This window comes from Opitutaceae bacterium TAV5, from assembly GCA_000242935.3.
Classification (GTDB): domain Bacteria; phylum Verrucomicrobiota; class Verrucomicrobiia; order Opitutales; family Opitutaceae; genus Geminisphaera.
The window spans coordinates 5,536,229-5,560,878 of the sequence record CP007053.1 but is presented as its reverse complement, the minus strand read 5'-3'; the positions used below and the strand labels follow the sequence as shown (position 1 = coordinate 5,560,878).

General features: G+C 65.7%; 18 protein-coding genes. 9 read left to right on the top strand and 9 right to left on the bottom strand.

Annotated elements, in window-relative coordinates:
- Window positions 1-65: 65 nt before the first annotated feature.
- Window positions 66-3,038, bottom strand: coding sequence for a valyl-tRNA synthetase (locus tag OPIT5_23590; GenBank protein ID AHF92743.1), 2,973 nt, complete (start codon window positions 3,036-3,038; stop codon window positions 66-68).
- Between the two features lie 588 nt (window positions 3,039-3,626).
- Here OPIT5_23590 and OPIT5_23585 point away from each other — a divergent pair.
- The 3 genes from OPIT5_23585 (at window position 3,627) to OPIT5_23575 (ending at window position 6,973) form a co-directional block, all read left to right on the top strand.
- Window positions 3,627-4,628: an AraC family transcriptional regulator gene (locus OPIT5_23585; protein ID AHF92742.1), complete on the top strand. Its 1,002-nt coding sequence runs from the start codon at window positions 3,627-3,629 to the stop codon at window positions 4,626-4,628.
- Between the two features lie 45 nt (window positions 4,629-4,673).
- A complete protein-coding gene (locus OPIT5_23580) occupies window positions 4,674-5,714 on the top strand; it encodes an aldo/keto reductase (protein ID AHF92741.1) in 1,041 nt (346 codons plus the stop codon).
- A 191-nt stretch (window positions 5,715-5,905) separates the two neighbouring features.
- On the top strand, window positions 5,906-6,973 hold the full coding sequence (locus OPIT5_23575) for an NADH:flavin oxidoreductase (GenBank protein AHF92740.1): 1,068 nt from the start codon (window positions 5,906-5,908) through the stop codon (window positions 6,971-6,973).
- Window positions 6,974-7,098: 125 nt separating this feature from the next.
- Here the strand turns inward: OPIT5_23575 and OPIT5_23570 are convergent, their stop codons facing one another.
- Window positions 7,099-8,289: an aspartate aminotransferase gene (locus OPIT5_23570; GenBank protein AHF92739.1), complete on the bottom strand. Its 1,191-nt coding sequence runs from the start codon at window positions 8,287-8,289 to the stop codon at window positions 7,099-7,101.
- Window positions 8,290-8,581: 292 nt separating this feature from the next.
- On the opposite strand from OPIT5_23570, the gene OPIT5_23565 reads away from it, so the two are divergent.
- The 4 genes from OPIT5_23565 (at window position 8,582) to OPIT5_23550 (ending at window position 12,195) form a co-directional block, all read left to right on the top strand.
- Complete coding sequence (locus OPIT5_23565; GenBank protein ID AHF92738.1) at window positions 8,582-9,007, top strand: heat shock protein Hsp20; 426 nt, start codon at window positions 8,582-8,584, stop codon at window positions 9,005-9,007.
- 227 nt (window positions 9,008-9,234) lie between these two features.
- Complete coding sequence (locus OPIT5_23560; protein AHF92737.1) at window positions 9,235-9,639, top strand: heat shock protein Hsp20; 405 nt, start codon at window positions 9,235-9,237, stop codon at window positions 9,637-9,639.
- Between the two features lie 199 nt (window positions 9,640-9,838).
- The gene (locus OPIT5_23555) at window positions 9,839-10,846 is read left to right on the top strand and encodes a D-lactate dehydrogenase (protein ID AHF92736.1); all 1,008 of its coding nucleotides are present in this window, start codon (window positions 9,839-9,841) and stop codon (window positions 10,844-10,846) included.
- Window positions 10,847-11,145: 299 nt separating this feature from the next.
- Window positions 11,146-12,195 carry a LacI family transcriptional regulator gene (locus tag OPIT5_23550; protein ID AHF92735.1) on the top strand — a complete coding sequence of 350 codons (1,050 nt, stop codon included), beginning with the start codon at window positions 11,146-11,148 and terminating at the stop codon, window positions 12,193-12,195.
- 282 nt (window positions 12,196-12,477) lie between these two features.
- Here OPIT5_23550 and OPIT5_23545 read toward each other — a convergent pair whose 3' ends face one another.
- From OPIT5_23545 to OPIT5_23515, 7 genes are all read right to left on the bottom strand, one after another.
- Window positions 12,478-12,864, bottom strand: a complete 387-nt coding sequence (locus tag OPIT5_23545; GenBank protein ID AHF92734.1) for a hypothetical protein — start codon at window positions 12,862-12,864, stop codon at window positions 12,478-12,480.
- A 56-nt stretch (window positions 12,865-12,920) separates the two neighbouring features.
- Window positions 12,921-13,103 carry a hypothetical protein gene (locus OPIT5_23540; GenBank protein ID AHF92733.1) on the bottom strand — a complete coding sequence of 61 codons (183 nt, stop codon included), beginning with the start codon at window positions 13,101-13,103 and terminating at the stop codon, window positions 12,921-12,923.
- 160 nt (window positions 13,104-13,263) lie between these two features.
- Window positions 13,264-13,863, bottom strand: a complete 600-nt coding sequence (locus OPIT5_23535; protein AHF92732.1) for a ParB domain protein nuclease — start codon at window positions 13,861-13,863, stop codon at window positions 13,264-13,266.
- Complete coding sequence (locus OPIT5_23530) at window positions 13,860-15,053, bottom strand: phosphoadenosine phosphosulfate reductase (GenBank protein ID AHF92731.1); 1,194 nt, start codon at window positions 15,051-15,053, stop codon at window positions 13,860-13,862. The genes OPIT5_23535 and OPIT5_23530 overlap by 4 nt, the downstream gene beginning before the upstream one ends.
- 412 nt (window positions 15,054-15,465) lie before the next feature.
- Window positions 15,466-16,833 carry a C4-dicarboxylate ABC transporter gene (locus OPIT5_23525; protein AHF92730.1) on the bottom strand — a complete coding sequence of 456 codons (1,368 nt, stop codon included), beginning with the start codon at window positions 16,831-16,833 and terminating at the stop codon, window positions 15,466-15,468.
- 9 nt (window positions 16,834-16,842) lie between these two features.
- Complete coding sequence (locus OPIT5_23520) at window positions 16,843-18,294, bottom strand: signal protein PDZ (protein ID AHF92729.1); 1,452 nt, start codon at window positions 18,292-18,294, stop codon at window positions 16,843-16,845.
- 149 nt (window positions 18,295-18,443) lie between these two features.
- Window positions 18,444-19,352, bottom strand: coding sequence for an AraC family transcriptional regulator (locus tag OPIT5_23515; GenBank protein AHF92728.1), 909 nt, complete (start codon window positions 19,350-19,352; stop codon window positions 18,444-18,446).
- A gap of 168 nt (window positions 19,353-19,520) precedes the next feature.
- Here OPIT5_23515 and OPIT5_23510 point away from each other — a divergent pair, with 168 nt between their 5' ends.
- The gene (locus OPIT5_23510; protein ID AHF92727.1) at window positions 19,521-20,492 is read left to right on the top strand and encodes a type II secretory pathway protein; all 972 of its coding nucleotides are present in this window, start codon (window positions 19,521-19,523) and stop codon (window positions 20,490-20,492) included.
- A 116-nt stretch (window positions 20,493-20,608) separates the two neighbouring features.
- The gene (locus tag OPIT5_23505) at window positions 20,609-24,637 is read left to right on the top strand and encodes a chromosome segregation protein SMC (protein ID AHF92726.1); all 4,029 of its coding nucleotides are present in this window, start codon (window positions 20,609-20,611) and stop codon (window positions 24,635-24,637) included.
- The last annotated feature ends 13 nt before the right edge of the window (window positions 24,638-24,650 follow it).

The window sequence follows — 24,650 nt, the reverse complement described above, 5'->3', positions numbered from 1 at the left end:
TTTATGCGGCTACAGAGACTTTCGCGTCAGGTTCCGAGACAGCCTCGGGACGCCGCCGCTCCGGCTCACCCGAGCGCGGCCAGCAGGCGCTCGATCTCGGCGAGCTTGGCCTGCTGTTCGGCAAGCTGCTTGCGGGCGCCCTCGATCACGGCGGGCGGGGCCTTGTCGGTGAACGCCTTGTTGGCGAGGCGCGACTCGGTGCCGGCGATGTGCTTGCCGACTTGGTCGCGCTCTTTCGTGAGGCGGGCGCGCTCGGAGGCGGGATCGACCTTGATGCCGGTGTCGAGATAAAGCGTGCCGAGCGGCGTCACGACGGCGGGCAGCGGGAGTTTTTCCGTGGTGCGCGCAAGTTCGGCGGCGCCGGCGAGGCGGGTGAACTTCGCGGCGGCGGATTCGAGCGCCAGCCAGGCGGCCTGGCCTTCGTCGCCGATGGCGGTCTCGGCGAAAAACCTCACGTCGCGTTTTTGCGCGACGCTCTGCTCCAGCTTGAGCTGGCGGGCGAGCGTGGTGACCTGCCGGAGCTTTTCCACGCGACCGGTGGCGGCGGCGTCCACGGCCACGCCGCGCGCGGCGAGCGTGGCGACGAGCGCGTCGGCGGTGTCGAGCCGGGTGTGTTGCAGGAAATCGGCCTCGCTCTTCGCATAGCCGAGCAGGTGCCAGAGTTCCTCGGTGATGAAGGGCGCGAACGGCTCGAACAGGAGCAGGAACTGGCGGATGACGAGGTCCTGGATCGCGAGGACGTGATCCCGGGCCGCCGGTTCCTGGACGCGGGCCTTGGCGACTTCGACGTACCAGTCGCAAAAATCGTTCCAGAAAAATGAATACAGGCGCTGCGTGGCCGCCGCGAACTCGAATTCGGCAAAGCTGCGTTCGAGCGTGCGCATGGTGTCGAGGAGCGCGGAGAGGAGTGCGTGGTCGTCGTCGTCGAGTTGTTGCGCGTCGAGGCGGGCAAGGACGGCGTCGAGCGTGGTGTTGTCGGGCGTGACGACGGAGCCGTCGGGCGCGGCCCCGCTCATCTGGCGGAAGCGGCAGGCGTTCCAGAGCTTGTTGCAGAAATTCTTGCCGGCCTCGATGCGGTCCTCGTCGAACTTCACGTCCTGGCCGAGCGGCGCGATTTGCAGGAGGCCGAAGCGCAGGCCGTCGGCGCCGTAGCGGGCGATGAGGTCGAGCGGATCGGGCGAGTTGCCGAGGGTTTTCGACATCTTGCGGCCCTGCTTGTCGCGGACGATGCCGTTGAAATAAACGTGGCGGAAGGGGATGCGCTCCTCGACGGGCGCGCCGGGCCGGGCAAATTCGAGGCCGGCCATGATCATGCGGGCAACCCAGAAAAAGATGATGTCCGCGCCGGTGGCGAGCGTGGTGGTCGGGTAATGGCGCGCGTAGAACGCGCGCTGTTTGGAGTTTGGAGTTTCGGGTTTGGAGTTGTCGGCCGTAAGGGCGTCCGGGTGGACGAAGCCGTTGCTTGAACCCTGAACCCCGAACCCTGAACTCTGAACCGGCTTCGGCGACGCGTCGTCGAAGTCGGGCCAGCCCTGCGTGGCGAAAGGCCAGAGCCAGGACGAGGCCCAGGTGTCGAGCACGTCTTCTTCCTGTATCCAGTTTTCCGGGTCGGCGGGACCGTCGAGCGAGACATGGATTTTTGCAGGGTCGCGCAGGTCGGCCTCGGTGAGGTTCTCGCGATCCACGCCCTTCGCGTACCAGACGGGGATGCGGTGGCCCCACCAGAGCTGGCGGCTGATGCACCAGTCCTGGATGTTGTCGAGCCAGTGCAGGTAGATCTTCGTCCAGCGTTCGGGGTGCATCTTGATGAGGCCGTCGCGGACGACCTGCTTCGCCTCCTCGACGCGCGGGTAGCGGAGCCACCATTGCTGGGTGAGCCGGGGTTCGATGGGCACGCCGGCGCGCTGCGAGTAACCGACGTTGTTTTCGTAGGGTTTTTCCTCGATGAGAGCGCCGCGCTGGCGGAGAACCTCCGCGGCCTTCTTGCGGGCGGCGAAGCGTTCGAGGCCGGCGAGTTCGGGGCCGGCGTGGAGGTTCATCGTGCCGTCGGCCTCGATGGATTCGATGACCGGGAGGCGGTGGCGCTGGCCGATCTCGAAGTCGACCTTGTCGTGCGCGGGCGTGACCTTGAGCGCGCCGGCGGCGAAGGCGGGATCGACGGCGGCGTCGGCGATGATCGGGATCGGCACGCGCGCGCCGAGCGGGCGCCAGACTTTTTTGCCGATGAGGTGCCGGTAGCGCGGATCGTCGGGGTGGACGGCCACGGCCACGTCGGCGGCGATGGTTTCGGGGCGGGTGGTTTCGAGGACGATGTGGGTGATGCGGCCGTCGGTGATCGCCTCGGGCGGGAGAACGGAGACGTTTTCATCCGCCTCGGCGGCGGCGGATGCGGGCGAGGCGTCGAAGGGTTCGACGAGTTCGTAGCGGAGGCGGTAGATGAAACCCTTGGTCGGGCGCATCTCGACTTCCTCGTCGGAAAGGGCGGTGAGCGAGGCGGGGCACCAGTTGACCATGCGCTTGCCGCGGTAGATGTGGCCGGCCTCGAAGAGCTTGATAAAGGACGTGAGCACGGCGCGCGAGTAACCGGGGTCCATCGTGAAGTGGGTGCGGTCCCAGTCGCAGGAACAGCCGAGTTCGCGGAGCTGTTGCAGGATCTTGTCGCCCTTCTCGTCGCGCCAGGCCCACACGCGTTCCAGGAAGGCGTCGCGGCCGATATCGCGGCGGGTTTTGCCTTCGGTCTGGCGCAGGTGTTTTTCGACCATCGTCTGGGTGGCGATGCCGGCGTGATCGGTGCCGGGGATCCAGCAGGCGGCCTTGCCTTCGAGGCGGGCGCGACGGATGAGCGCGTCCTGGAGGGTGTTGTTGAGCACATGGCCCATGTGCAGGATGCCCGTGACGTTGGGAGGCGGGATGACGATGGTGTATGTCTCCTGCCCGGGGACGGCGGCGGCAGGGGCGAAGGCCCCGGCCTGCTGCCAGGCGGCATACCATTTTTTCTCAACGTCGGCGGGTTCGTAACTCCTGGTGATCTCGGACATGGCAGGTGTGTAGTTCGGTGTGCGGTTGCTTGAAAATAAACCGGCGAGCAAACCGGGCGCGGCGGACGGAGGCAAGCACGCGACGCAGGAAGGCGGGGACCGCCCGGGTTCCGGCCTCGGGCGTCCGTTCATTTCTGTTTAACTTTCTTAGAATAAATAACTTCTTGTTCAGAGTCTTCTTTGTTCTTACCTTCGTTTCCTTTGTTTTCTTCTGTTCAAAAATGAATTTTCAGAACTTTCCTTAAGCCTCGATTCAGAAGTTGAAACCGCTAAAGGACGCTAAAAGTCGCTAAAGGAGAACAGGTTGATAATGGAATCAGGAGACCGGGACATTCACCTGCCGGGTGAAGACATCGTCCGTTCATCCAGCCTGACAATGTCTTTGTTTAGCGTCCGTTAGCGTCCTTTAGCGGTTCCCTCTACTGCGCCTTCGCCGCCTCCGAAGTACAGAAAGCGACAGGCCGCGGTGGACGCGCGGCATTTTTTCCCCCGGAGTTGCCTCCGGAGGCCGATCCGTCGAACATCAGGGGTATCATGAGCAGGCGTCCAGTCCCTCTCCATTCACTCGATAGCTGTCTTCCGGCCGGGATGGCCGCACACGGGATCCATGTGGGGAGGATCGAGGACTCGCTGGAATGTTGCCCGCTCCGCTCGGAATGCCACCGGCACAACCACTTCGAGTTTTTCTGGATCACGGGAGAAGGTTCGCACTTCAACGATTTCGACCGCCACACCCTGCGCGGGCGCTCGCTGGTCATCGTCAGCCCCGGGCAGGTCCACGCCTGGCCGGCGTCGGCCGGGCTGCGCGGCACGATGATCGGATTTACCGAGGCGTTTTTCGACGGACGCGAACCACCGCCGAGCGCGCTGCTCGGTTATCCGTTCGTGCTCGGCGGAGGCGCGCCGCCGGTGCTCGCTGTCGCCGACAACGACCCCGCGGCGTCCTCGCTCGATTGTGTGACCGGGCAACTCGAACGCGAATTCGCCGCCCGCTCGCCCGACTGGCTCCCGGTCATGCGCGGCTACCTGCGGATCGCCTTCGCATGGGCGGCGCGGCTCCACGCGGCGGCCGCCGCCTCATCCGCCACAACAGCCGAGGCCACCGATGCAGATCCGGTCCTCCCGGTTTCCGGAACGCCGGCAACCACCGCTCCCGGCACAAACGGCACGACGACCGTCATGCCCGCCCGGATGACGCGCGCCGCAGATCTGGTGCGCCGGTTCCGCGTGCTGCTGGAAGAAAAATTTTGCACCACGACCACACCCGGCGACTACGCCCGGACTCTGGGTGTCACGGCGGGGCACCTCAACGACACGCTCCGCGAGCAGACCGGCCGCACCGCCGGCGAACACGTGCGCGCCCGGGTGCTGCTGGAAGCCCGGCGGCTGTTGCTCCACTCCGGGTTGAGCGTCTCGGAGATCGCCTACCGGCTCGGCTTCGACGACCCCTCGTATTTCGCGCGCTTTTTCCGGCGGGAGACCGGAGTCGCGCCGGGCGAATTTCGCGCGGATATCCGCGAAAACTACCGGTCAAATGCCAGCGAGTCCCGGCCCGGCCGGTTGATAACGGCGAGTCTGCGCGCAGGTTGAGCGCAGCGCTCCGTTCGCGGCGCGCTCAACCGATTTTCAATCATCATGGAATACAGGCAACTGGGACGTTCAGGTTTCAAGGTGCCGGCGCTCGCTCTCGGCACCGGCACATTCGGCGGCGGCAACGCCTTCTTCAAGGCATGGGGGGCCAGCGATGTGGCCGAGGCCACGCGCCTGGTCGATGTGGCGCTCGAGGCAGGCCTCAACCTCTTCGACTCCGCGGACGTCTACTCCGCCGGCCAGGCCGAGGAAATCCTCGGGCAGGCAATCCGGGGCCGCCGCGACCGCGTGCTCATCTCGACCAAGGGCACGTTCCGCAACGGCGACGGCCCCAACGACGTCGGCTCGTCGCGTCACTACCTGATCCGCGCCGTCGAGGGCAGCCTGCGCCGCCTCGGGACGGATTACATCGATCTTTACCAGTTGCATGCTTTCGACGCCGTCACGCCCGTCGAGGAAGTGCTGGGCACGCTCGATGACCTCGTCCGCGCCGGAAAAATCCGCTACATCGGCGCCTCCAACTTTTCCGGCTGGCACCTCATGAAAGCGCTGGCCGTATCCGAAAAATACGGACTCTCCCGCTACGTCGCTCACCAGGCTTACTATTCGCTCATCGGTCGCGATTACGAATGGGAACTCATGCCGCTCGGCCTCGACCAGGGAGTCGGCGCGGTCGTCTGGAGCCCGCTCGGCTGGGGACGCCTCACCGGGAAAGTCCGCCGCGGCCAGCCGCTCCCCGAAACCACCCGCCTGCATGACAAAGAGGTGACCGATCGCGGACCGCAAGTGGACGACGACTACCTGTACCGCGTCGTCGACGCCCTTGATGCCGTCGCTGCCGAGACGGGCAAAACCGTGCCGCAAGTCGCGCTCAACTGGCTGCTCCGGCGCCCCACCGTTTCCACCGTCATCATCGGCGCGCGCAACGAGGAGCAGCTCCGGCAAAACCTCGGCGCCGTCGGCTGGAGCCTCACGCCCGAACAGGTCGCCCGGCTCGATGCCGCCAGCGCGAAACCCCTCGCCTACCCGTACTGGCATCAGGTGCCGTTCGCCGAGCGCAATCCGTTCCCCGTCGCAGTCGCCTGAACCGGCGGAGTCACTGAGTTTGTAGTTTGTATTTAGTAATTTGTAGTTAGCAGTTAGCAGTTTGTCGTTTGTAACCAAAAACCGGTGACAAGATCCATCGGGTCTCGCCGCCGAAGACGAACTTTAAAATTCCAACTGCCAACGACCAATTACCAACTACCAATTCCCAACTTCCAATCACCCATCACACCATGCCCACCCTCCTCGATCCCGTCACCATCGGCGACCTGCAACTGCCCAATCGCATCATCATGGCGCCGCTCACCCGCTGCCGCGCCAGCGCCGGCCGCGTGCCCAACGCGCTCATGGCCGAGTACTATGTGCAACGCGCCTCCGCCGGCCTTATCCTCAGCGAGGCCACGTCGATCTCCCCGCAGGGCGTCGGCTACCCCGACACTCCCGGGCTCTGGTCGCCCGAGCAGGTCGAAGGCTGGAAGCTCGTCACCCGGGCGATCCATGACGCCGGAGGGCGCATTTTCGCCCAGCTCTGGCATGTGGGACGCATTTCGCATCCGGTGTACCTCAACGGCGCGCTGCCGGTCGCCCCGAGCGCGATCGCGCCCGAAGGCCACGTCAGCCTGGTGCGGCCGATCACCGCCTACGTCACACCGCGCGCGCTGGAGACGCGCGAGATTCCCGGCATCGTCGAGGATTACCGCAAGGCCGCCGCCAACGCGCAGGCCGCCGGCTTCGACGGCGTGGAGCTCCACGGCGCCAACGGCTACCTGCTCGACCAGTTTTTGCAGGACAGCACCAACCACCGCACCGACGGCTACGGCGGTTCGCTCGAGAATCGTGCCCGCCTCATGCTCGAGGCCACCGACGCCGCCATCTCGGTCTGGGGTCCCGATCGTGTCGGCATGCACCTCGCGCCGCGCGGCAATTCGCACTCGATGGGCGACTCCGATCCGCTGGCGACATTCAGCTACGTGGCCCGCGAACTCGGCAGGCGAAAGATCGCCTTCATCTGCGCCCGGGAGGCGCTGGAAGGACACCCACCCCGCATCGGCCCGCAACTGAAGCAGGCCTTCGGCGGCCCGTATATCGCCAACGAACAGTTCACCAGGGAAACCGCGGAGCAGGTGCTGGCCGCCGGCGAGGCCGACGCCGTGGCCTTTGGCGTCCCCTTCATCGCCAACCCCGACCTGCCGCAGCGTTTCGCCCAAAACGCTCCGCTCAACACACCGGTCAGGGAAACCTTCTATGCCGAAGGCACGGAGGGTTACACGGACTACCCCGCGCTGCCGGAAACGAGGTAACCCCGGCGTCTGCAAATAGGTCCGGACCGCAGGGGCGCACTTCACGTGCGCCCGTTGATGATTATCGGTGCTTCATTCTGCAAACAGGCGCACGTGAAGTGCGCCCCTGCGCAACGGTCACCGGGTCACCGGCAACCACAGGCTTTCGCCTCCGCCACCGCGACTGCCATCCGCCGCAGCCCTTCGGCCAGCGTCACGCGCGGGCAACCGATGTTGATCCGCACATATGCCCCCGGCCTCGCGCCGAAAAACCGCCCGTCGCTCAGACCCACGCCGTGCTCCTCGAAGTGCGCCACCGGATCGGCCAGCCCCAGTTCCGCGACATTGAGCCACAGCAGGTACGTCGCCTCGACCGGCGCCTCCACGCGCACGCCCGGCAGGTCGCGCGCGAGCGTCTCCAGCAGGAAATCGCGGTTGCCGCGCAGGTACGCCAGCAACGCCTGCCGCCACGGCTCGCCGTCGCGGTAGGCCGCCTCGCACGCCGTGTAGCCGAGGCACGTGACCTCGGCGACGATGCCCGCCGTCGCCCGCACGAACCGCGCGCGCAGCGCCGCATCCGGGATGATCGCGAACGACGTGCCGAGCCCCGGCACGTTGTACGTCTTGCTCGGCGCCATCAGCGTCACCGTGCGCGCCGCGTGCTCCGGCGCCACCAGCGCCGTCGGCAGGTGCGGCAGCGAGGGCTCCAGGATCAGGTCGCAGTGAATTTCGTCCGAACACAGCACGATGTCGTGCCGGGCGCAAAACTCCGCCAGCCACACCAGTTCCTCGCGGCGAAACACGCGGGCGATCGGGTTGTGCGGGTTGCACAGAAAAAAGACCCGCGTGCGCGGCGTCACCGCGCGCTCCAGCGCCTCGCGGTCGATCTCCCATCGCCCCGGCTCGCCCCCGTGACCGGGCACCAGCGCGAGCGGCACCTGCACCGAAACGCGCCCGCTGTTTTTCGGCGCTGTCATGAAAGGCGGATACACCGGAGTCAGGCACAGCACCTCCTCGCCCGGCTGCGCGAACGCCTGCGCCGTGACGTTGAGCCCGCACACGAGCCCCGGCAGCCACACCAGCCACGACGGATCGATGGTCCAGCCGTAGTTGCGCCGCATCGCCTCCACGATCACCCGCGTCGTCTCCGCGGTCGGCCGCGCGTAGCCGAAAATGCCCTGATCCACCCGCCGGTGCAGCGCTTCCAGGATCGGCGGCGCGGACCTGAAATCCATGTCCGCCACCCACATCGGCAGCACGTCGCGCCCTTCATATTTTTGCCATTTCTGGGAATCGGTGCCCAGGCGTTGCGGCACGGAATCGAAATCAAAACTCATGGATGCGGAAGCAGGTGTGGAAGACATGAAAATGAAGAACGGCCATCCAAACGCTCCCCGCCCCGGACCGCAACCCGGCGTTCGCACCACCCCCCGGCACCCGTTAGCGACGGATTTTCCCGCCCGTGCGCCACGCAGGCGGACATTTTTTCCCGCCCCGCCCCTGTACGGGAATTACTATCACCTGAAAACCAGTAGCTTATCATCCCTCCGCCACCGGCACATCGCCTGCATCAACAGGGACACTCACCACTGTCAGAGTATAACCAAAGAAAAAAACAAAGGACCAACCATGAGACTCATCCGATACAACAACTATCCTGCCAGCACCCGCAGCCCCTGGACCGGACTCGAGAGCGAGATCGATCGCCTCTTCGACACCGCGCTTTCCACGCTGACCGACCAGAGCAACGCCGGCCGTTTCCCGGTCGATGCGTACGAGGACAACGACAACGCCTACGTCCGCGCCGATCTCCCCGGCGTCGGTCGCGAGGACATCTCCGTCGAGGTCGTTGACGGCTTCCTCAACATCCACGCCACCCGCAAGCAAAAGACCGGCGACACCGAAGAGACGTTCACCTTCGACCGCTCTCTCTCGATCCCGGACAACACGCAGTCCGAGAAAGTCGCCGCCGCCTACGAGGACGGCGTGCTCACCGTGACGCTGCCGAAAAAGGAAGAAGCCAAGCCGCGCAAGGTCAGCGTCGCCGTCGCCTGAAACCGCGGCAGAGGGAACCGCTAAAGGACGCTGACGGACGCTAAAAAAAGACGTTGTGAGGCAGGAGCATCCGGGGATGCCTTCACCCGGCAGGTGAATGCCCCGGTCTCCTGATCACTTCATTAACCTTTTTTCCTTTAGCGACTTTTAGCGCAATTTAGCGGTCCCAATTTCTGAATCAGGATTCAAACAACAAAACGACAAAACCACGAAAGGAACCACTCATCATGTCACTCTTCAGCCTTGTCCCCTCGTTCGTCCGCTCGCACGTGCCCGCCACGGTTTCGGGCGATGCCGTCCAGAACGTCCCGACCCAACGTCCGCATTATCACGTTGAGGAAAACGACGATGCCTGGCAGCTCACCGTCATCCTGCCCGGCGTGAACAAGTCCGGCCTCGATCTCACCGTCGAAGACGGCCAGATCCGGGTGTTTGCCCGCCGCGCGTGGAAACAGCCCGAAAGCTGGACCGCCCGTTACCGCGAGACGCGCGACCTCGCTTACGAACTCGTGCTCACGCACGACAACGCGCTCAACCTCGATGCCGTGAAGGCCGAGCTTCGCGACGGCATCCTCGTCGTCACGCTCCCCAAGGCCGAGGCCCGCAAGCCGCGCAAGATCGCGGTCGGCTGACCGGCCTGATCGCGCGCCCGGTCCGGTGCGATGCCGGACCCGGCCCATGCCAGACAGCAGAAGCGGCGGTTCTCCCGCCGCTTCTTTTTTTGAGGTGCGCAGCGCGGATCTTCCCCGGGGAAAACATGCGGCGGAAACGCCGCCGGCACTTGTGTTTTGCGGACACGTCATTTGCCTGCATCCCAAAAACATGCAGCCCTTGAACGTTTCCTTCTTCGATACCAGGCCCTATGATCGCGACTATTTCGAACGCGTCGCCCCTGCCGGGACGGGCATCGCCTGGAGCTTCCACGACGGCCGCCTGAACAGCGGCTCGACCGCCCTCGTGCCGGCAGGCACCCCGGCCGTCTGCGTGTTTGTCAACGACACGCTCGACGCCGCCTGTCTGGCCGATCTGCATCGACGCGGCGTGCGGCTCGTGGCGCTGCGCTGCGCGGGCTTCAACAACGTCGATCTCGCCGCGGCCAAAAAACTCGGCATCGCCGTCGTTCGCGTGCCCGCCTATTCGCCGCACGCCGTCGCCGAACACGCCCTCGCCCTGCTGCTCACACTCAACCGCAAGATCCACCGCGCCCACAACCGCGTGCGCGAGCAGAATTTCTCACTGAACGGACTCGTCGGTTTCGACCTTTTCGGGAAAACCGCCGGCATCATCGGCACCGGCAAGATCGGCCGCATTGTCGCCGAAATGCTCCGCAAGGGATTCCGGATGCGCGTGCTCGCGTATGACCTTTTCCCCGACAAGGACTGGGCCGCCGCCGCGGATGTCGAATACGCCCCGCTCGACGACGTTTTTGCCCGGTCCGACGTGATCTCGCTGCACACGCCCCTGCTTCCGGAGACGCATCACCTCGTCAATGCGGACTCGCTCGCGCGCATGAAACCCGGCGTGTACCTCATCAACACCAGCCGCGGCAAGCTGATCGACACCCACGCCCTCATCGAGTCGCTCAAGGCCCGGCACCTCGGCGGCGTCATGCTCGACGTTTACGAGGAGGAAGAGGGTATTTTTTTCGAGGACCTTTCCGGCACCGTCCTGCAGGACGACGAACTCGCCCGCCTGCTCACCTTTCCCAACGTCCTCATCACCGCCCACCAGGCGTTTCTCACCGCGGACGCCCTTTCCGAAATCGCCCGCGTGACCGCCGACAACCTGAAAAACTTCGCCGCCGGCCGCCCCTTCTCGCCCGGCACGGTCGTGGAGTGAGCGCAGGTAACAATGCGAATGATCGCGAATAAAAGCGCCTGATTTCCCCCGGTGCGGATGCGTTCCGGATTCAAACCGGGATGGCCACAAAAAACACAAAAATCCCGTCTGCCCAACGGGATTCTCCATCGCGCTTATAAGCGCGATGGAGAATTTCATGCACAGTGTGTTTTTTCGTGTTTTTTGTGGCCATTCTTTCTTTGTCTTCATTCGCGTCTATTCGCGTTCATTCGCGGTTGACCGGCCTCCTCCGACCGCGCTTGCCTCGCCGCCGTCCCGCCGCTTGACACGTTGAGCACATGAGCGACTCCCCCACCCTTTCGATCCGCGATCTCGCCGCCCGGCTCGGCATCAGCCGCTCCGCCGTGTCGATGGCCCTGCGTAACCACCCGCGCGTATCCGCCACCACACGACAACGCGTGCAGGCCGAGGCCGCCCGGCTCGGCTACCGGCCCAACGCCATGGTCACCGCGCTCATGGCCCAGATCCGCACCCGCCGGGTGAAACGCAGCGGCGAAGTCATCGCCTTTTTCACCGCCTACGACAACGCGGACGAATGGCGCAAGCGCACCCCCTTCCTCGGCACCTTCGAAGGCGCGCGCGAACAGGCGGAGCGGCTCGGCTTCCGTCTCGAACCTTACTGGCTCGGCCCGCTCGGCAGCGACTCCCGCCGCGTCGCCCGCATTCTCCGCGCCCGCGCCGTGCGCGGCGCGATCATCGCCCCCATGCCGCTCGATCTCGAAGTGCTGGAGCTGGACTGGGACCGGCAGCTCACCGTCGCGATCGGCTACTCGTTTGCCCAGCAGACGCTGCACCGCGTCAACCACAACCAGTTCAACATCATGCTTTCGTGCTACGAAAACCTGCGCCGGCTCGGCCACCGCCGCATCGGCCTCGCCATCCCCAAGGAATCGGACGACCGCGTGCACCATTTCTGGATGGCCGGTTTTTACACCGCCCAGCAAATCCACGGCGGGGAACCGCTCCCGGTGCTCTGGCTCGACGACTGGCACGACCGCCCCGACCTGCGAAAACAGTACATGAAATGGTACCGGGCCCACAAACCCGATGCCGTTCTCGGCATCCTCCCCGACAATCCCCTGCGCTGGATGCGCGAGGAAGGCATGCGCGTGCCCGCCCGCACGAGCTACGCCAGCCTCGATCTCGACCGCACGCAGGTCGGCGAGGTGGCCGGAGTCCTGCAAAGCGTGGAAGCAGTCGGCGCCGCCGCGGTCGACCTCGTGGCCAGCGGTCTCAACCGCAACGAACACGGCATCCCCGAAAACCCCAAACTCCTGCTCATGGACGGTACCTGGCGCGACGGCGCCACCGCGCCACATTTTAGTTAACTGATGCTACGCGGGCCGACCGTAGCCACAGGCCTCCGTGCCTGTGGGACGACGCGAAGCGTCGCCGGTTTGTGTGGCGCGGGCGTCTCGCCCGCAGACGGCGAAGCCGCCGGATCGTGTGGCACGGGCTTCCAGCCCGTGAGCGTTGCCTCTCCGCGACGTCCGGAAACAAACCGGCGGCGCTCCGCGCCGCAAACGTCCCCCCCCGGCTAATCATGGGCAAGGATGCCCATGCCACATCAAGCCCACGGGCTGGAAACCCGTGCCACTCCGAACGCCGGGCTATTTGCGGTACCATTCGCCTTTTTCGTTCTGCAGCCAGACTCCGGGCTTGCTGGCGGTGGCGATCTGTTTCGCACGGGCCTGGCCGACCGCCGCCGCCGTCGAGCCGGTCTGTTTCGCAATCGCCGCATAGACGGCCTGGCGATCCGCATTTTCCTCGGCCACCACTTTGGCCGCGTCATCCTTCGCGGCGCGCACCTCGACGAGCCCTCGATTGTTTTCGCCCACCGCGCCGCTCGCCTTGAGCGCGTCGAGGGACGGAAGCCGTTGGGTCATCCGCTGCTTGAGCGCTCCCATATCCTGGGCCTGCACGGCAACCGGGCCGACGATGAACGCCAGAGCGGCGGCGATGATGAAAAAAACGCGGGAGAACGGGAGGAGTTTCATGGTGCGAGGAGTGGTTGAGTGTTCGGGACCGTGCCGGGATTTGCGCCGCGCCGCCTTCAGGAGGCGTCGAGCGTCTTCGACTTGGCGTCGAGGTCGTCGAAGAAATTGTTGAGAGCCTGGTCGACCTTCACGTTCACATCGACCGTCGCGTGAACTTCCACGGGATCCATGCTCACACGAACATGGAAACAACCGCCGGTGCCAACCGTCAGGGCCAACAGGATCAGGAATCGGAACATGAGGCCGCCACCTTTTACATCTGCGGCGCGGCTGGCAATCCGGTTTCTCGTCCGCCGCACCCGCGGGGCGTAGCTCAAAGTGAAGTCAGCGCCCCTCCGCCTCGGGCAGAACCTCCCTTTAATTTTAAACGCTCTCCGGCATCACCCTTTGCCCCCGCCGTCACTCCCAAGCGCGGGAGAATTCCTCGTCGGAAAACGCCTCGGCGAGGCCGGAAATCTGCCGCAGGCGCAGTACCTCGTCGGGGTCCATGCCGAGCTCCGTGCCGATGCGCTCGTTGGTCCAGTTGTGCTTCTTGAGGAGCGCCACGAGGCGCGCGGACAGCTCCACCTGGTGAGTGCCGCGCGCCAGGTTGTGCCGCACGGTCGAGGTGACGCGGTCCTCCAGGCTCTTGTCCAGCCGCGTGACGGGGAGGTAGCCTTGCAGGCTTTTCGAGATGTCGGCATGGGTCGTGCAGACCGCGGTGCGGTGAAAGCCGTCCACGACGACCCAGTGGTCGTCCTCCTTCTCGCCGGCCACGACCACGGGCATGGTCAGGCCGTCCTTGCGGATCGAGAGCGTGAGCAACTGCATTTCGGGGGGAGCCACCTTGTTGGGGTTGTAATCGTTGCCTTTCACCTGGCTGGCCGGCACGAGCGAGACGTTGAGCACGGGGTGGGCCAGCCCCACGAACTCGTAGAGTTCACGGGAAATCTCGTTGTAGATGCGCGCCTTTTCGTCGAAGGGCGCATCCGCGTGTTTTTCCAGGATTTTTCGTATCATCGGATTGAATACTTGAGGATGAGGGCCTGCTGCCGCTCCATTTCCCGCTTCGTCTGGCTGAAGGAGAGGCCGGTGCACCAGTAGTCGTTTTTGAGGAGAACCTTGCAGATGCGCCGCCAGGAGGGGGCCTTTTTCCGGGCCTCGTCCACCACGTTGGCCGCCTGCGGGATCGGCGAGACGCCGTGTTTGGCCCACCAGGCGAGGAACTTGCCGATCTTTTTCCGGTAGTGGGCGCTCAGGTGGGGCGGCATCGTTTCGAGAAGAAAAAGGGCGTAGGTCTCGTAAGTGTGTCCGGCGGGGAGGTTGACCCGGAAATTGCCGAGGGCGGTGCGGTTGTACTGCGTGTAGCGGTTGCCGAAATTGGCGCCTTCCACCCGGCGCACGATCTTCGCCCAGGTTTCGGGTTCGAGGATCTTGAAGAGGTACAGCCCCTTGCGCTGGTTGTCTCCGTAGGGCTGGCAGAGGCGCTGCTGGTGGAGGGAGACGCCGGCCAGGTGCATGAGGTCGTAGATGCGGTTGTAGTCGTAGTGCTGCCTGCCGTTGGCGATCCAGATGTCGCGGACCTGCCAGTCGTAGAGGGGGTAAAAATTGTAGAGGCGGTCGGCGATCGCGGTGCTCCACGGTTTGCCGCGAAAGGTGGCTTTGGTGGTGTGTTTGATGGTGCGAAAGCGGTTGAGGCTTTCGGCCGAACGGATGCCGACGAGGCAGGCCGTGTCCTCGCCACCGCCGAGCCATTCGCCAAAGGCCGGAACAAATTCCTCGAACTCCATCCCTTTGCGGAAAAACGGGAAAAACGCGGGGTCGGTGATCACGCCGGGGTGGTCGGGGTAGTCGCGCACCCACTCGTCGCGCCGGTCGGGGTCCCAGCAGAGCCAGTGCGGCTGGAACTGGCTGACGGCGTTGCGCAGGTGGATCGGCAGGCAGACCCACCACGCTTTCACTTCGGGGCGGCCGGCCATGCGCATGAGATAGTCGACGGTGTGCCGGTACTGGCCTTCGAGGTCGATGATGAGCGTCTGCACGGGCAGGCGGCCCCGTTCGCGGGCGATGTCGATGGCCATGTTGAGCAGCACGCCGCTGTCCTTGCCTCCGCTGAACGACACATAGATATTGGCAAAGTGGTCGTAGACGTAGCGCAGGCGGTCACGCGCAGCCTCGAACACATTTTGTGTCATGTAGGTTTTGGCCATGAGAGCGAAGGGTCGCCGGAGGGCGGCCAGAGGGACGATGCTGGCAACAGCCGCATTTGCCGTCGAGCCATTTTGGATATATCCAGGCGGTTCCATACACTCCTCCGTATATAAAGTCGGGTAAAACCCTGACACAGGCAATCCGTCCTGTAGTCATCCTGGCCATGGTTTCCCGGGTTGGCCGCGCCAGAACCAAAGCATTGAACAGAAGCGTGGAAACGAGGGCCCGCTGACAGACGGAAGATGATTGGGCGAAAGAGACGTTTTTTATTCTGAAGGGAAAGTGTTCCGGATGCCGAGACGGGTTGCGGGTGCTGGAGCGCCTTCGTTCCCTTGTTAACTTCTGCTCAAAATTCTGGATCACACGTTTCGTCCCCTCGTTCTCCGGCCACGCCGGGTCCCACGCTCCTGTTCAATCCTCCGGAGCCGGAGCTTCCGCGCCTGCCTTCATCGACACCCGGCTGTCCAGACCGAAGCCGAGCACCCTGGCCAGCGCCCCGGCCACATTGATCCGGAACGTGATCACCTTCACCGCCTGCCGGTTCGCCGGGTACGCCCGGATCGCCACCTCCGCCGTGCGCACCCCGTCGGGACCGTCCGGCATCAGCGTCACGTCCAGCGACTCGACCTGCAAGGCCAGGTCGCCCATCTCCACGCTGCGCAAGGTCGCCCAGGCCGGATTGTCCACCGAGAAGGATTTGCCGAGAAACCGCAGCAACTCGAACCGCGCCGGAAGGTTGCCCGTAAAAAATCCCGGCTGCGCCGCCATCCGCAGCATGGCGGGCGTCTCGCGTTCCACCCGCAGGCCGCCGGTCGTCACGCGCACGCCTTCGCTCCCGCTCCAGGTCAGGCTCACGTTTCCGCCCAGCCTCCCCTGCGCATCGCGCAACGCCTCCGGCACCAGCCTCGCCAGGTCGGCCAGCGACACTTGCCCGACTTCGGCGCTCAGCGAGACCCGGGGCTGGGCCGACGCCAGGTCCACCGCAAAGGGCGCCACGCGCACGCTCCCGCCGAGGGCCGCGACTTCGGCGCGCGTCACCCGGACGGTCCGGTCCGCCGTCATGCCGAATTCGATCACCGCGTCTTTGGCCTCCGCTCCCGCCGCGGTGATCCGGGTCGCCGCCAGCCGCTGGCCGGGCGCGAGCGCGAATGCCTGCAAGTCCTCGCATGTCACATCGAGCGTCACGCCGTCGATCTCGATCGCGTCGGCCAGATTGAAAAACCGGGCGTTTTCCACGCGCAACGTCACCCGCCCCTGCGGCCGCCCGTCCTGCCAGACACCCTCGCCCGCCAGCGTCGCGCTTCCCTGCGCCGACCAGTCCGCCAGCATCGCACCCAGGCCGGACTGCGCGCGGATCACCGGCCACCAGGCGCCGAGATCGACCCGCGCCGACGCCACCCGCCATGCCCCGCTCCGCAGCGATGCGTCGAGCGTTCCCGTGACGATCACCTCCAGCGTATCCTCTCCGTCACTACGGTCGTTGCGGAGGATCGCCGTCACCGCGTAGCCTCCGCTGCCGCCGCCCGCGGCGGGCGGCGGCAGCGGGGCGAGCGTCACCTGCCACGGCAGCGCGGTGTCGCCGGCGATCTTCAGCACGCCGCCGAGTTCGCCCGCCAGCGGGAGCGGCAGCGCGGCCAGCGCAAGCGGGGCGGCGGTCGCCAGCGACAGCAGGGCGAGGAGGACGAGATGGGAGAAAGGGGAGAGATAAGAGAAATGGGACGACAAGGCCGGGAAGACGGGGAAAGCGCCGCTCCGGGATTTGCGGTCCACGGGAATCATGGGGCACGCCTACTTCAGCTTGACGCGCAGCACGGCCGTCTCGCCGTTGCGGCTCGTCAGCAGCACGAATTCCGGCCGCGCCGTGTCCGCCTCAATCGCGCCGAGTTTTTCCACCGCCTCGGCGTATGTTTTCACCTCGGCGCCGTCGACTTCCTGTATCCAGTCGTCCGGACGCAGCCCGGCGGAGGCCACCGGGCCGTTGGGTTTCACGAAATGCGCGATCACGCCGCGCTGCTCGTTGCGCTTGACCCGGCGCACCACCCCGTCGCCGAAAATGAATTCGCGCACGGTCAGGCCCAGGCGGTCGAAGTATTTCCGCTCCGCCTCGCGTTGCAGCTTCGGTTCCTCGCCGACCGTGGCCGTGAGTTCCACGCGTTCGGTGCCGCGCAGCACCGTGAGTGCAAGCTTGTCGCCCGGCTGGCGGCGCGAGATCTCGCGGTCGAAATAGCCGACGATCACCGAATCCGGTTTGAAACGCGGCAGCGGCTTGCCGTCGATGGCCACGATGATGTCGCGGTCCTTCATCCCGGCGGCCTCGGCCGGCCCTCCGTCGAGCACTTCGCTGACCACGCAGCCGGACCGGTTTTCGAGTTTCAGGTAGGTCGCCACTTCCGGGTCCATCGGCTGCACGCCGTAAACGCCGAGCGTCGGGATGGGCCGTCCGCTGACGGAGGCCGGCACGCGCTTCATCCACGGCAGCACGTCGGGCGCGAGCTGGAACACGGCGGTTTCCTCGACGTTCATGAGCATGACGGGCGAGCCGCGTTCGGTGCGGGAAAATTGCAGGTACGTCGCACCAAAGCCGCCGAGGCCCACGCCGGCAAAATGCCCTTCGCGGTCGAACACCGGCAACCCCGGCGCCGTCACGTCGGAGAGGGAGATCGCCGTGCGTTCGGGCAACGACTGTACCAGTGAAACGCGCGAGGCCATGAAGTACGGCAGGAAATCCTCGTCCTTGCCGCGCAGGCCGATGCCCCAGAACTCCTCGGCCATGGCCGGTTCGGCGAGCGGCGCTTTCGCGAGAAAATCGGTCACGGGCACGAGTTCGCCGCGCAGTTTTTCCTCCACGCGCACGAAGTGCCAGCCGCTCAGCGAATCCTGCCCGAGGTATTCGCCTTTCGCGTAGGCGCCGGTCGGGCGTCCGGGCAGGTACACGCGAAAATCCTTCAGTTGCGAAGGCGCGGTGCGGACGTTGATGACCGGCGCGGGCAGGACGAGCGTGCCCTGGGTGTCCACCACGAGCGCGTTGGCGATGGTGGGGCGCCGGTCGAGTTCGGTTTCGGTAAAAAACTCCACCGCCACCACGCACCGGACGCGGTCCTTCCAGAGGGCCGGCAGGTCGGCGGCGCTGATCGCGCCCGCCGGAGCGGGGGGGACATCGGTGGCGGCGACCGCAGTGGCAACCATCAGGACCGGAGGGGAAATCGCCGCCAGAACGGCAAGAACAAGACGTCGCATCATAGGAAAAAGTACGCCCACAAAACCCCTCCCGGACGAAAAAGCGAGGCAGGAGCGGCGGCGGCAGCGCTGGCGGCGGTTCGGGGTTTGGAGTTTGGAGTTTCGGGTTTGGAGTTTCGGCAATGCCACAAATCCGGTAACAACCCTGAACCCTAAACCCTGAACTCCAAACCCTGAACCGCCGCCGAAGGCGGCCGCCGCGTCACCTCGCGCCGCCATGCGCGTGGTGTCACGCCCATGCGCTGGCGAAAGACGCGGGCGAAGTAGTTGCTGTCGTTAAACCCCGCTTCGAGCGCCGCATCCGTGATGCTCGTTTCCGAAGTGCGCAGCAGGTGACACGCCCGCCCGAGCCGCGCCTGCATCACGTAATCGATCGGCGAGGTGCCTGTCACCCCGCGAAAGGCCCGCTTGAACGTGCTCAGCGACATGCCCGCCATCCGCGCCAGGGTATCGAGCGAGAGTTCGTCGGTGCACCGGGTGTCGATGTGGTCGATCACCTTTTCCACCGCGAGCAGGCGGCGCCCGGCCTCGGCGGCATTGGGCACATAGCTGCGCGCCAGCATGACGAGCAGTTGCTGGAAAACGGCCGTCACCAGCGTGGTGCCGCCCGGCCGGTACTCGCGGCATTCGTTGTCCAGCGCGCGCACCAGCGCCATGGTTCGCGCCAGTTCCTCCGGCGGCAGCCGCAGGTGCCCCGCGGCGCCGTGCATGTCGCGGTATTTCGGCTCGAGCTCGAACAGCGCCCGCCAGCCGGGCATGGCGCGCAACTCGTCCCCGGGCTCCGGCAGGTGCGAGGGCAGGAAAAGCACGTTGGTCAGCCCGAGCCCCTGCGTGCGCGCGTAGCCGTGCGGCAGTTCCGGCGGGATAAAAAACACGTCGCCCGCCGCCACCGGATAACTTCCCTGCTCCGTCAGGTGCTCCCCGGCCCCGGCCGTGACGATCGCCAGTTCGGCAAACTCGTGCCGGTGCACCTCCATCGGTTCCTGCCTGGCCATGGCCAGAATCCGCACCGGCAATTGCCCGGGATGCCGGAAATGGTTTGAGACGCGCAGGCGAAGCATGAATGATCAAAAAGCTGAAAGACTGAAAACTGAAAAGCTGAAAGCTGACCTCCCGAAAGCTGACACCAGCCGAAACCACGCCCCGTCATCCCTCTCCGCGAACCACGCCCACGCGTTGCCTCCGCCCCCCCCCTCCCTACCGTTTCAGTTTTTCAGCCTTTTCCCGCAATGTCGCTCAGTCACAAAAAAATCTCGGCTTGGTACCTCCAGTTCGCGCAACAGCTCGAAGCCGGACTCCCGCTCATCGCCGCCATCCGCTCCAATGCCGGCGCTCCCGCGGCCGGCCGCGAGGCGCTCGCCAGCCGGCTCGAGCAAGGCGAACCGTTTTCCAACGCCATCGGCTCCACCGGCTCCTGGCTGCCGCGCGACGACCGGCCGTTTCTCGCCACCGCCTCGTCCTCCGGACGCCTGCCGCGCACCTTGCGCAACCTCTCCGCGCGCCACAGCCAGCTCGCCGCCGCGTCGTCGCGCGTGGTTCTCGCCTGCGTCTATCCCGTCGGCGTGCTCCATGTCGCCCTGCTGATGTTTCCCGTGCTGCGGATGCTCGACTGGGAGGGCGGCGGTTTCCGGTGGGACGGCGCCGCCTGGCTCGGCTCCGTCGCCTGCACGCTCCTTCCCCTCTGGGCGCTTGCCATCACCGCCCGGGTGCTCGCGAAGCGCGAGAGCCCGCTCTTCGACCGCGCGCTCCGCCTGTTGCCCGTCCTCCGGCGCTACCGGCGCGAGCAGTCTCTGGCCGATTTCAGTTTCGCGCTGGGCAACCTCCTCGAAGCCGGCGCTCCCATCGGCGAAGCCTGGGCCACCGCGGGACGCGCCTCCCGCTCGCCCGTGCTCGACGCCGCCGCCCGCTCGATCCGCGAAACCGTCCGGCAAGGCCGCCGGCCCGGCGACCGCCTGGAGGAGTTTTCCTGTTTCCCCAACGATTTTGTCACCCTTTACCGCACCGGCGAGGCGACCGGCCAACTCGATGCCGACCTTCTCCGCCTCTCCGATCTCCATCAGGAAAGCGCCAACGCCAGCCTGCGCATGGCCACCCTGTTTTATCCCGGCCTGATTTTCGCCGCGGTCGTCGTCGTCGTCGGCTACCACGTCATCCGCTTCGTCTCCGGCTACGTGAACGAGCTCAACAAGCTCATGGGCTGACCGGCCCGGCGGCCGCTCCGCCGCGTCGCCTGCGCAAACTTTGCGTTTGCCGCCTCCTCTCCTGCCGCCTCAATGGACCGTTTTCCTTCACTTCCTGCTTCACGCTCGAACCACGAATGCATCTCAAGGCGCTCAAGCTCCACGGTTTCAAGTCCTTCGCTGATCCGACCACTCTCCGCTTCGAACCCGGAGTCACGGCCATCGTGGGTCCCAACGGCTGCGGCAAGTCCAATGTCGCCGACTCCATCCGCTGGGTGCTCGGCGAACAGAGCGCCAAGGCCTTGCGCGGCGGCAAGATGCAGGATGTCATCTTCGAGGGCGCCGACACCCGCAAGCCCGCCCAGATGTGTGAAGTCTCGCTCGTCCTCACCGACTGCGAAAAGCAGCTCGGCAGCGAATTCCACGAAATCGAGATCATGCGCCGCGTCTATCGCGACGGCGGCGGCGAATATTTTTTCAACGGCCAGGCCTGCCGCCTGAAGGATATCCAGAAGCTCTTCATGGACACCGGCATCGGCCGGACCAGCTACTCGATCATGGCCCAGGGCCAGATCGACCAGATCCTCTCCTCCAAGCCCGAGGAACGCCGCGCCGTCTTCGAGGAGGCCGCCGGCATCACCAAGTACAAATCCCAGCGCAAGGAGGCCCTGCAAAAACTCGCCCTCACCGACCAGAATCTCGTCCGCGTGGCCGATGTCGTCGGCGAAGTCGGGCGCCAGATCGGTTCCCTCCGCCGCCAGGCCAGCAAGGCCCTCCGCTACAAAAAACTCTCCTGGCGCCTCCGCCACCTCGCCCTCGCCCACCACGGCTACCATCATGCGCAGGTCAGCGCCACCCTCGCCACGCTCGAGGAGCAGGTGATCAAGCTCCGCGCCTCCGCCGAAACCCGCCGCGTCCACCTCCAGCAGCAGCAATCCGCGCTCGAGGAGCAAAAAGCCCACCGCTCCCGCCTCAACCAGCGCGTGCAGGAAGCCCAGCAGGCCGTTTTCGACCTCCGCTCCGAAAAAGAGCAGGCCGAGAACGCCGCCAACCTCTCGCAGATCAAGCGCACCGGCCTCCTCGAACGCCTCGAATCCTCCCGCGTCAACCTCAACGAGCTCGAGATGCAGATCCGCGAGCTCGCCACCCAGGTCGACAGCGGCGCGCAGGACAAACAACAACAACTCACCCTCCTCGGCAGCTCCGACGCCGTCTTCCAGGACCGCAACCGCGAGCTTGGCGTAGTCGAAGCGGAACTACAGACGCTCGATCAGGAGCTCCAGCAGACCAAATTCCAGCTCCTCCAGTTCGAAAGCAACGTCGCCCGCCTCCGCACCGACGCCACCAGCTACGAGGTCGACCAGAAAACCTCCGCCCAGCGCCACGAAGCCCTCGCCGCCGATGTCGAGGCCATCCGCCAGCAGCAGGCCGCCGCCGCGCAAAACGTTTCCGACCGCGCGCAGCAAACCGAGGAAGCCCAGGTCGCCATCAGCCGCGCCCGGCAGGAATCGCAGGATGCCCAGGCCAGCCTCGCCGAGCTCACCCGCGAATTTCGCGACGCGCAAAAAAAGCTCCAGGAGATCGACCGCGTCCTCGCCCAGCGCACCGCCCGCCTCAAGCTCCTCCAGCAACTCCAGGAAAAATGGGAAGGCTTCGGCGAAGGCGCCAAGGCCATCCTCCAGGGCCGCCTCGCTCCTGCCCTCGGCGGCACCACCGCCACCCCGGTCAGCCGCGACCTCGAAGTCCGCCCCGAATACGCCAAGGCCATCGAGTCGCTCCTCGGCTCCGCCGTCGAAGCCATCCACGTCGCCGACCTCGCCACCGCGCAACGCATCCTCGCCGAACTCGAAACCGGACAAATCGGCGCCGCCGTCCTCCAGGTCGCCGTGCCGGGAATCGACCAGAGACCAGAGGCCGGACCGGGTGGCGCGGGCGTCCAGCCCGTGGACGGCGGCGAAGCCGCCGCCCACGCCACTCCTGTCGCCGCCCCTCTCCCCCCCGGCCTGCAGCCCGCCGCCGCCGCCCTCGCCGACCGCGATCCCGAGCTCCCGCCCCCCCCCGTCGTCGCGCTCCTCGGTTCCTGCTACATCGCCGACGACCTCCACGCCTTCCTCGACTACTGGCACGCCCACCCCGATTTCCAGTTCCTCGCCGTCGCCACCCGCAAGGGCGAAATCGTCGACCGCCGCGGTCTCGTCTTCGGTGGCTACTCGAAAAAACCCGGCAACAGCATCGTCCAGCGCGAAATCGACCTCCGCGAAACCGCCCGCCAGCTCGCCGAGGACCAGAAGCAGCACGACGAGCAGCGCGCCATCATCGACGCCATCAACGCCCGTCTCGCCGAAGCCGAGACCACCATCGAACAAAAACGCCAGGAAGTCCTCGACGCCACCGAAGCGCTCGCCTCCGCCCAGACCGAGGAGCGCAGCGCCGGCCGCGCCTACGAAGAGATCGTGACCCGCGCCACCCGCATGGAGAACGAACTCCAGGCCCTCGAAGCCGCCCGCCACGAGACGCAGGCCCGCTTCGAACGCGCCCGCGAACAACTCGCCGAAGGCGAACAGGCCGTCGAAGCCGGCCGCGTTCGTATCCACGAACTCGAGACGCGCACCGCCGAACTCCGTACTGCGCGCGACGTCAAGCGCGAGACCCTCGCCCAGGCCCGCCTCGAACTCGCCGAGCACCGCCAGCGCGTCGAAGTCCTCGATCGCGGCCTTGCCGACATGGAGCGCCGCCGCAGCCAGCTCAACGAAGTCCACATCCAGCGCCAGCAGGAGATCGAGACCTGGACCACGCAGATCGACCAGCTCGAGACCGAGGCCGAAGGCCAGCGCGCCCGCTCCGCGCAAATCGCCGAGACCCTCGTCGTCGCCCAGCAGCAAGTGGAGCAGATCCGCGCCGAGCTGGTCGAAGTCGAGCGGGCCATCGGCAGCGTCGAATCCTCGCAGGACGGCATCCGTACCGATGCCGAAAAATCCGCGGCCGATCTCAACCGCTGCGAGATCGACCTGGCCCAGAACCAGTCCCGAGCCCGGTTCATCGAGGAAGACGTGCAACGCGAATTCCAGATCCGCGTCGGCACCTGGGACTGGCGCGCCATGCTCTACCGCCACGACGACGATCCCCCCGACCTCCAGACCCTCGACCTCGACGAGGACGACGAAGACGCACCGGCCACCAGTAATAGTGAAAGTGGCAGTGACAGTGGCGCGGGCGTCTCGCCCGCAGACGGCGAAGCCGCCGGATCGGGTGGCACGGGCTTCCAGCCCGTGGACGGCGGCGAAGTCGCCGCCGCCCCCTCCCCGTCCGCCGCCACCGCCGAAACCGCAGCCGTCCCCGCTCCTCCCGTCCGCCGTCGCCGCAAGCGCGGGCCCAAATCCGACCCCACCGAAATCGACCTCGAGAAAATCGCCGACGCCCACACCGGCGACGCCGCTCCCGCCGCCTGGCAAGCCGTCAAGACGGAGATCGACGCCCTCCGCCAGCGCCTTGCCGGCATGGGCGCCGTCAACACCGGGGCCATCGAGGAATACGCCGAGCTCAAGCAACGCTACGACTTCCTCCGCACCCAGAGCGACGACCTCACCCATGCCAAGGCCGACCTGCTAAAAACCATCGACGAGATCAACCAGACCTCGATGGAGCAGTTCCAGATCACCTTCGACCAGATCAAGAAAAACTTCATCTACACCTTCCAGACCCTCTTCGGCGGCGGCGTCGCCAACCTTGAACTCGTCGTCACCGACGACATTCTCGAATCCGGCATCGAAATCACCGCCCAGCCGCCCGGCACCAAGCTCAAGTCCATCACCCTCCTCTCCGGCGGCCAGAAAACCCTCACCGCCGTCGCCCTCCTTTTCGCCCTCTACATGGTCAAGCCCTCCCCCTTCTGTCTCCTCGACGAACTCGACGCCCCCCTCGACGAGTCCAACATCGGCCGTTTCACCGATCTCCTCAAAAAGTTCATCGACTCCTCCCAGTTCATCATCATCACGCACAACAAACGCACGGTCGCCGCCGCTCACGCCATCTACGGCGTCACCATGGAAGAACGCGGCGTCTCGAAAACCGTTTCGATGAAATTCAGCCACCTCCGGGGCGACATCGAGCCCCAGCCCGAAAACATCGCCGAAGCCGTCCGCGGCACCCGCCTCGCCACCGCCTGATCCCCTCGCCCGC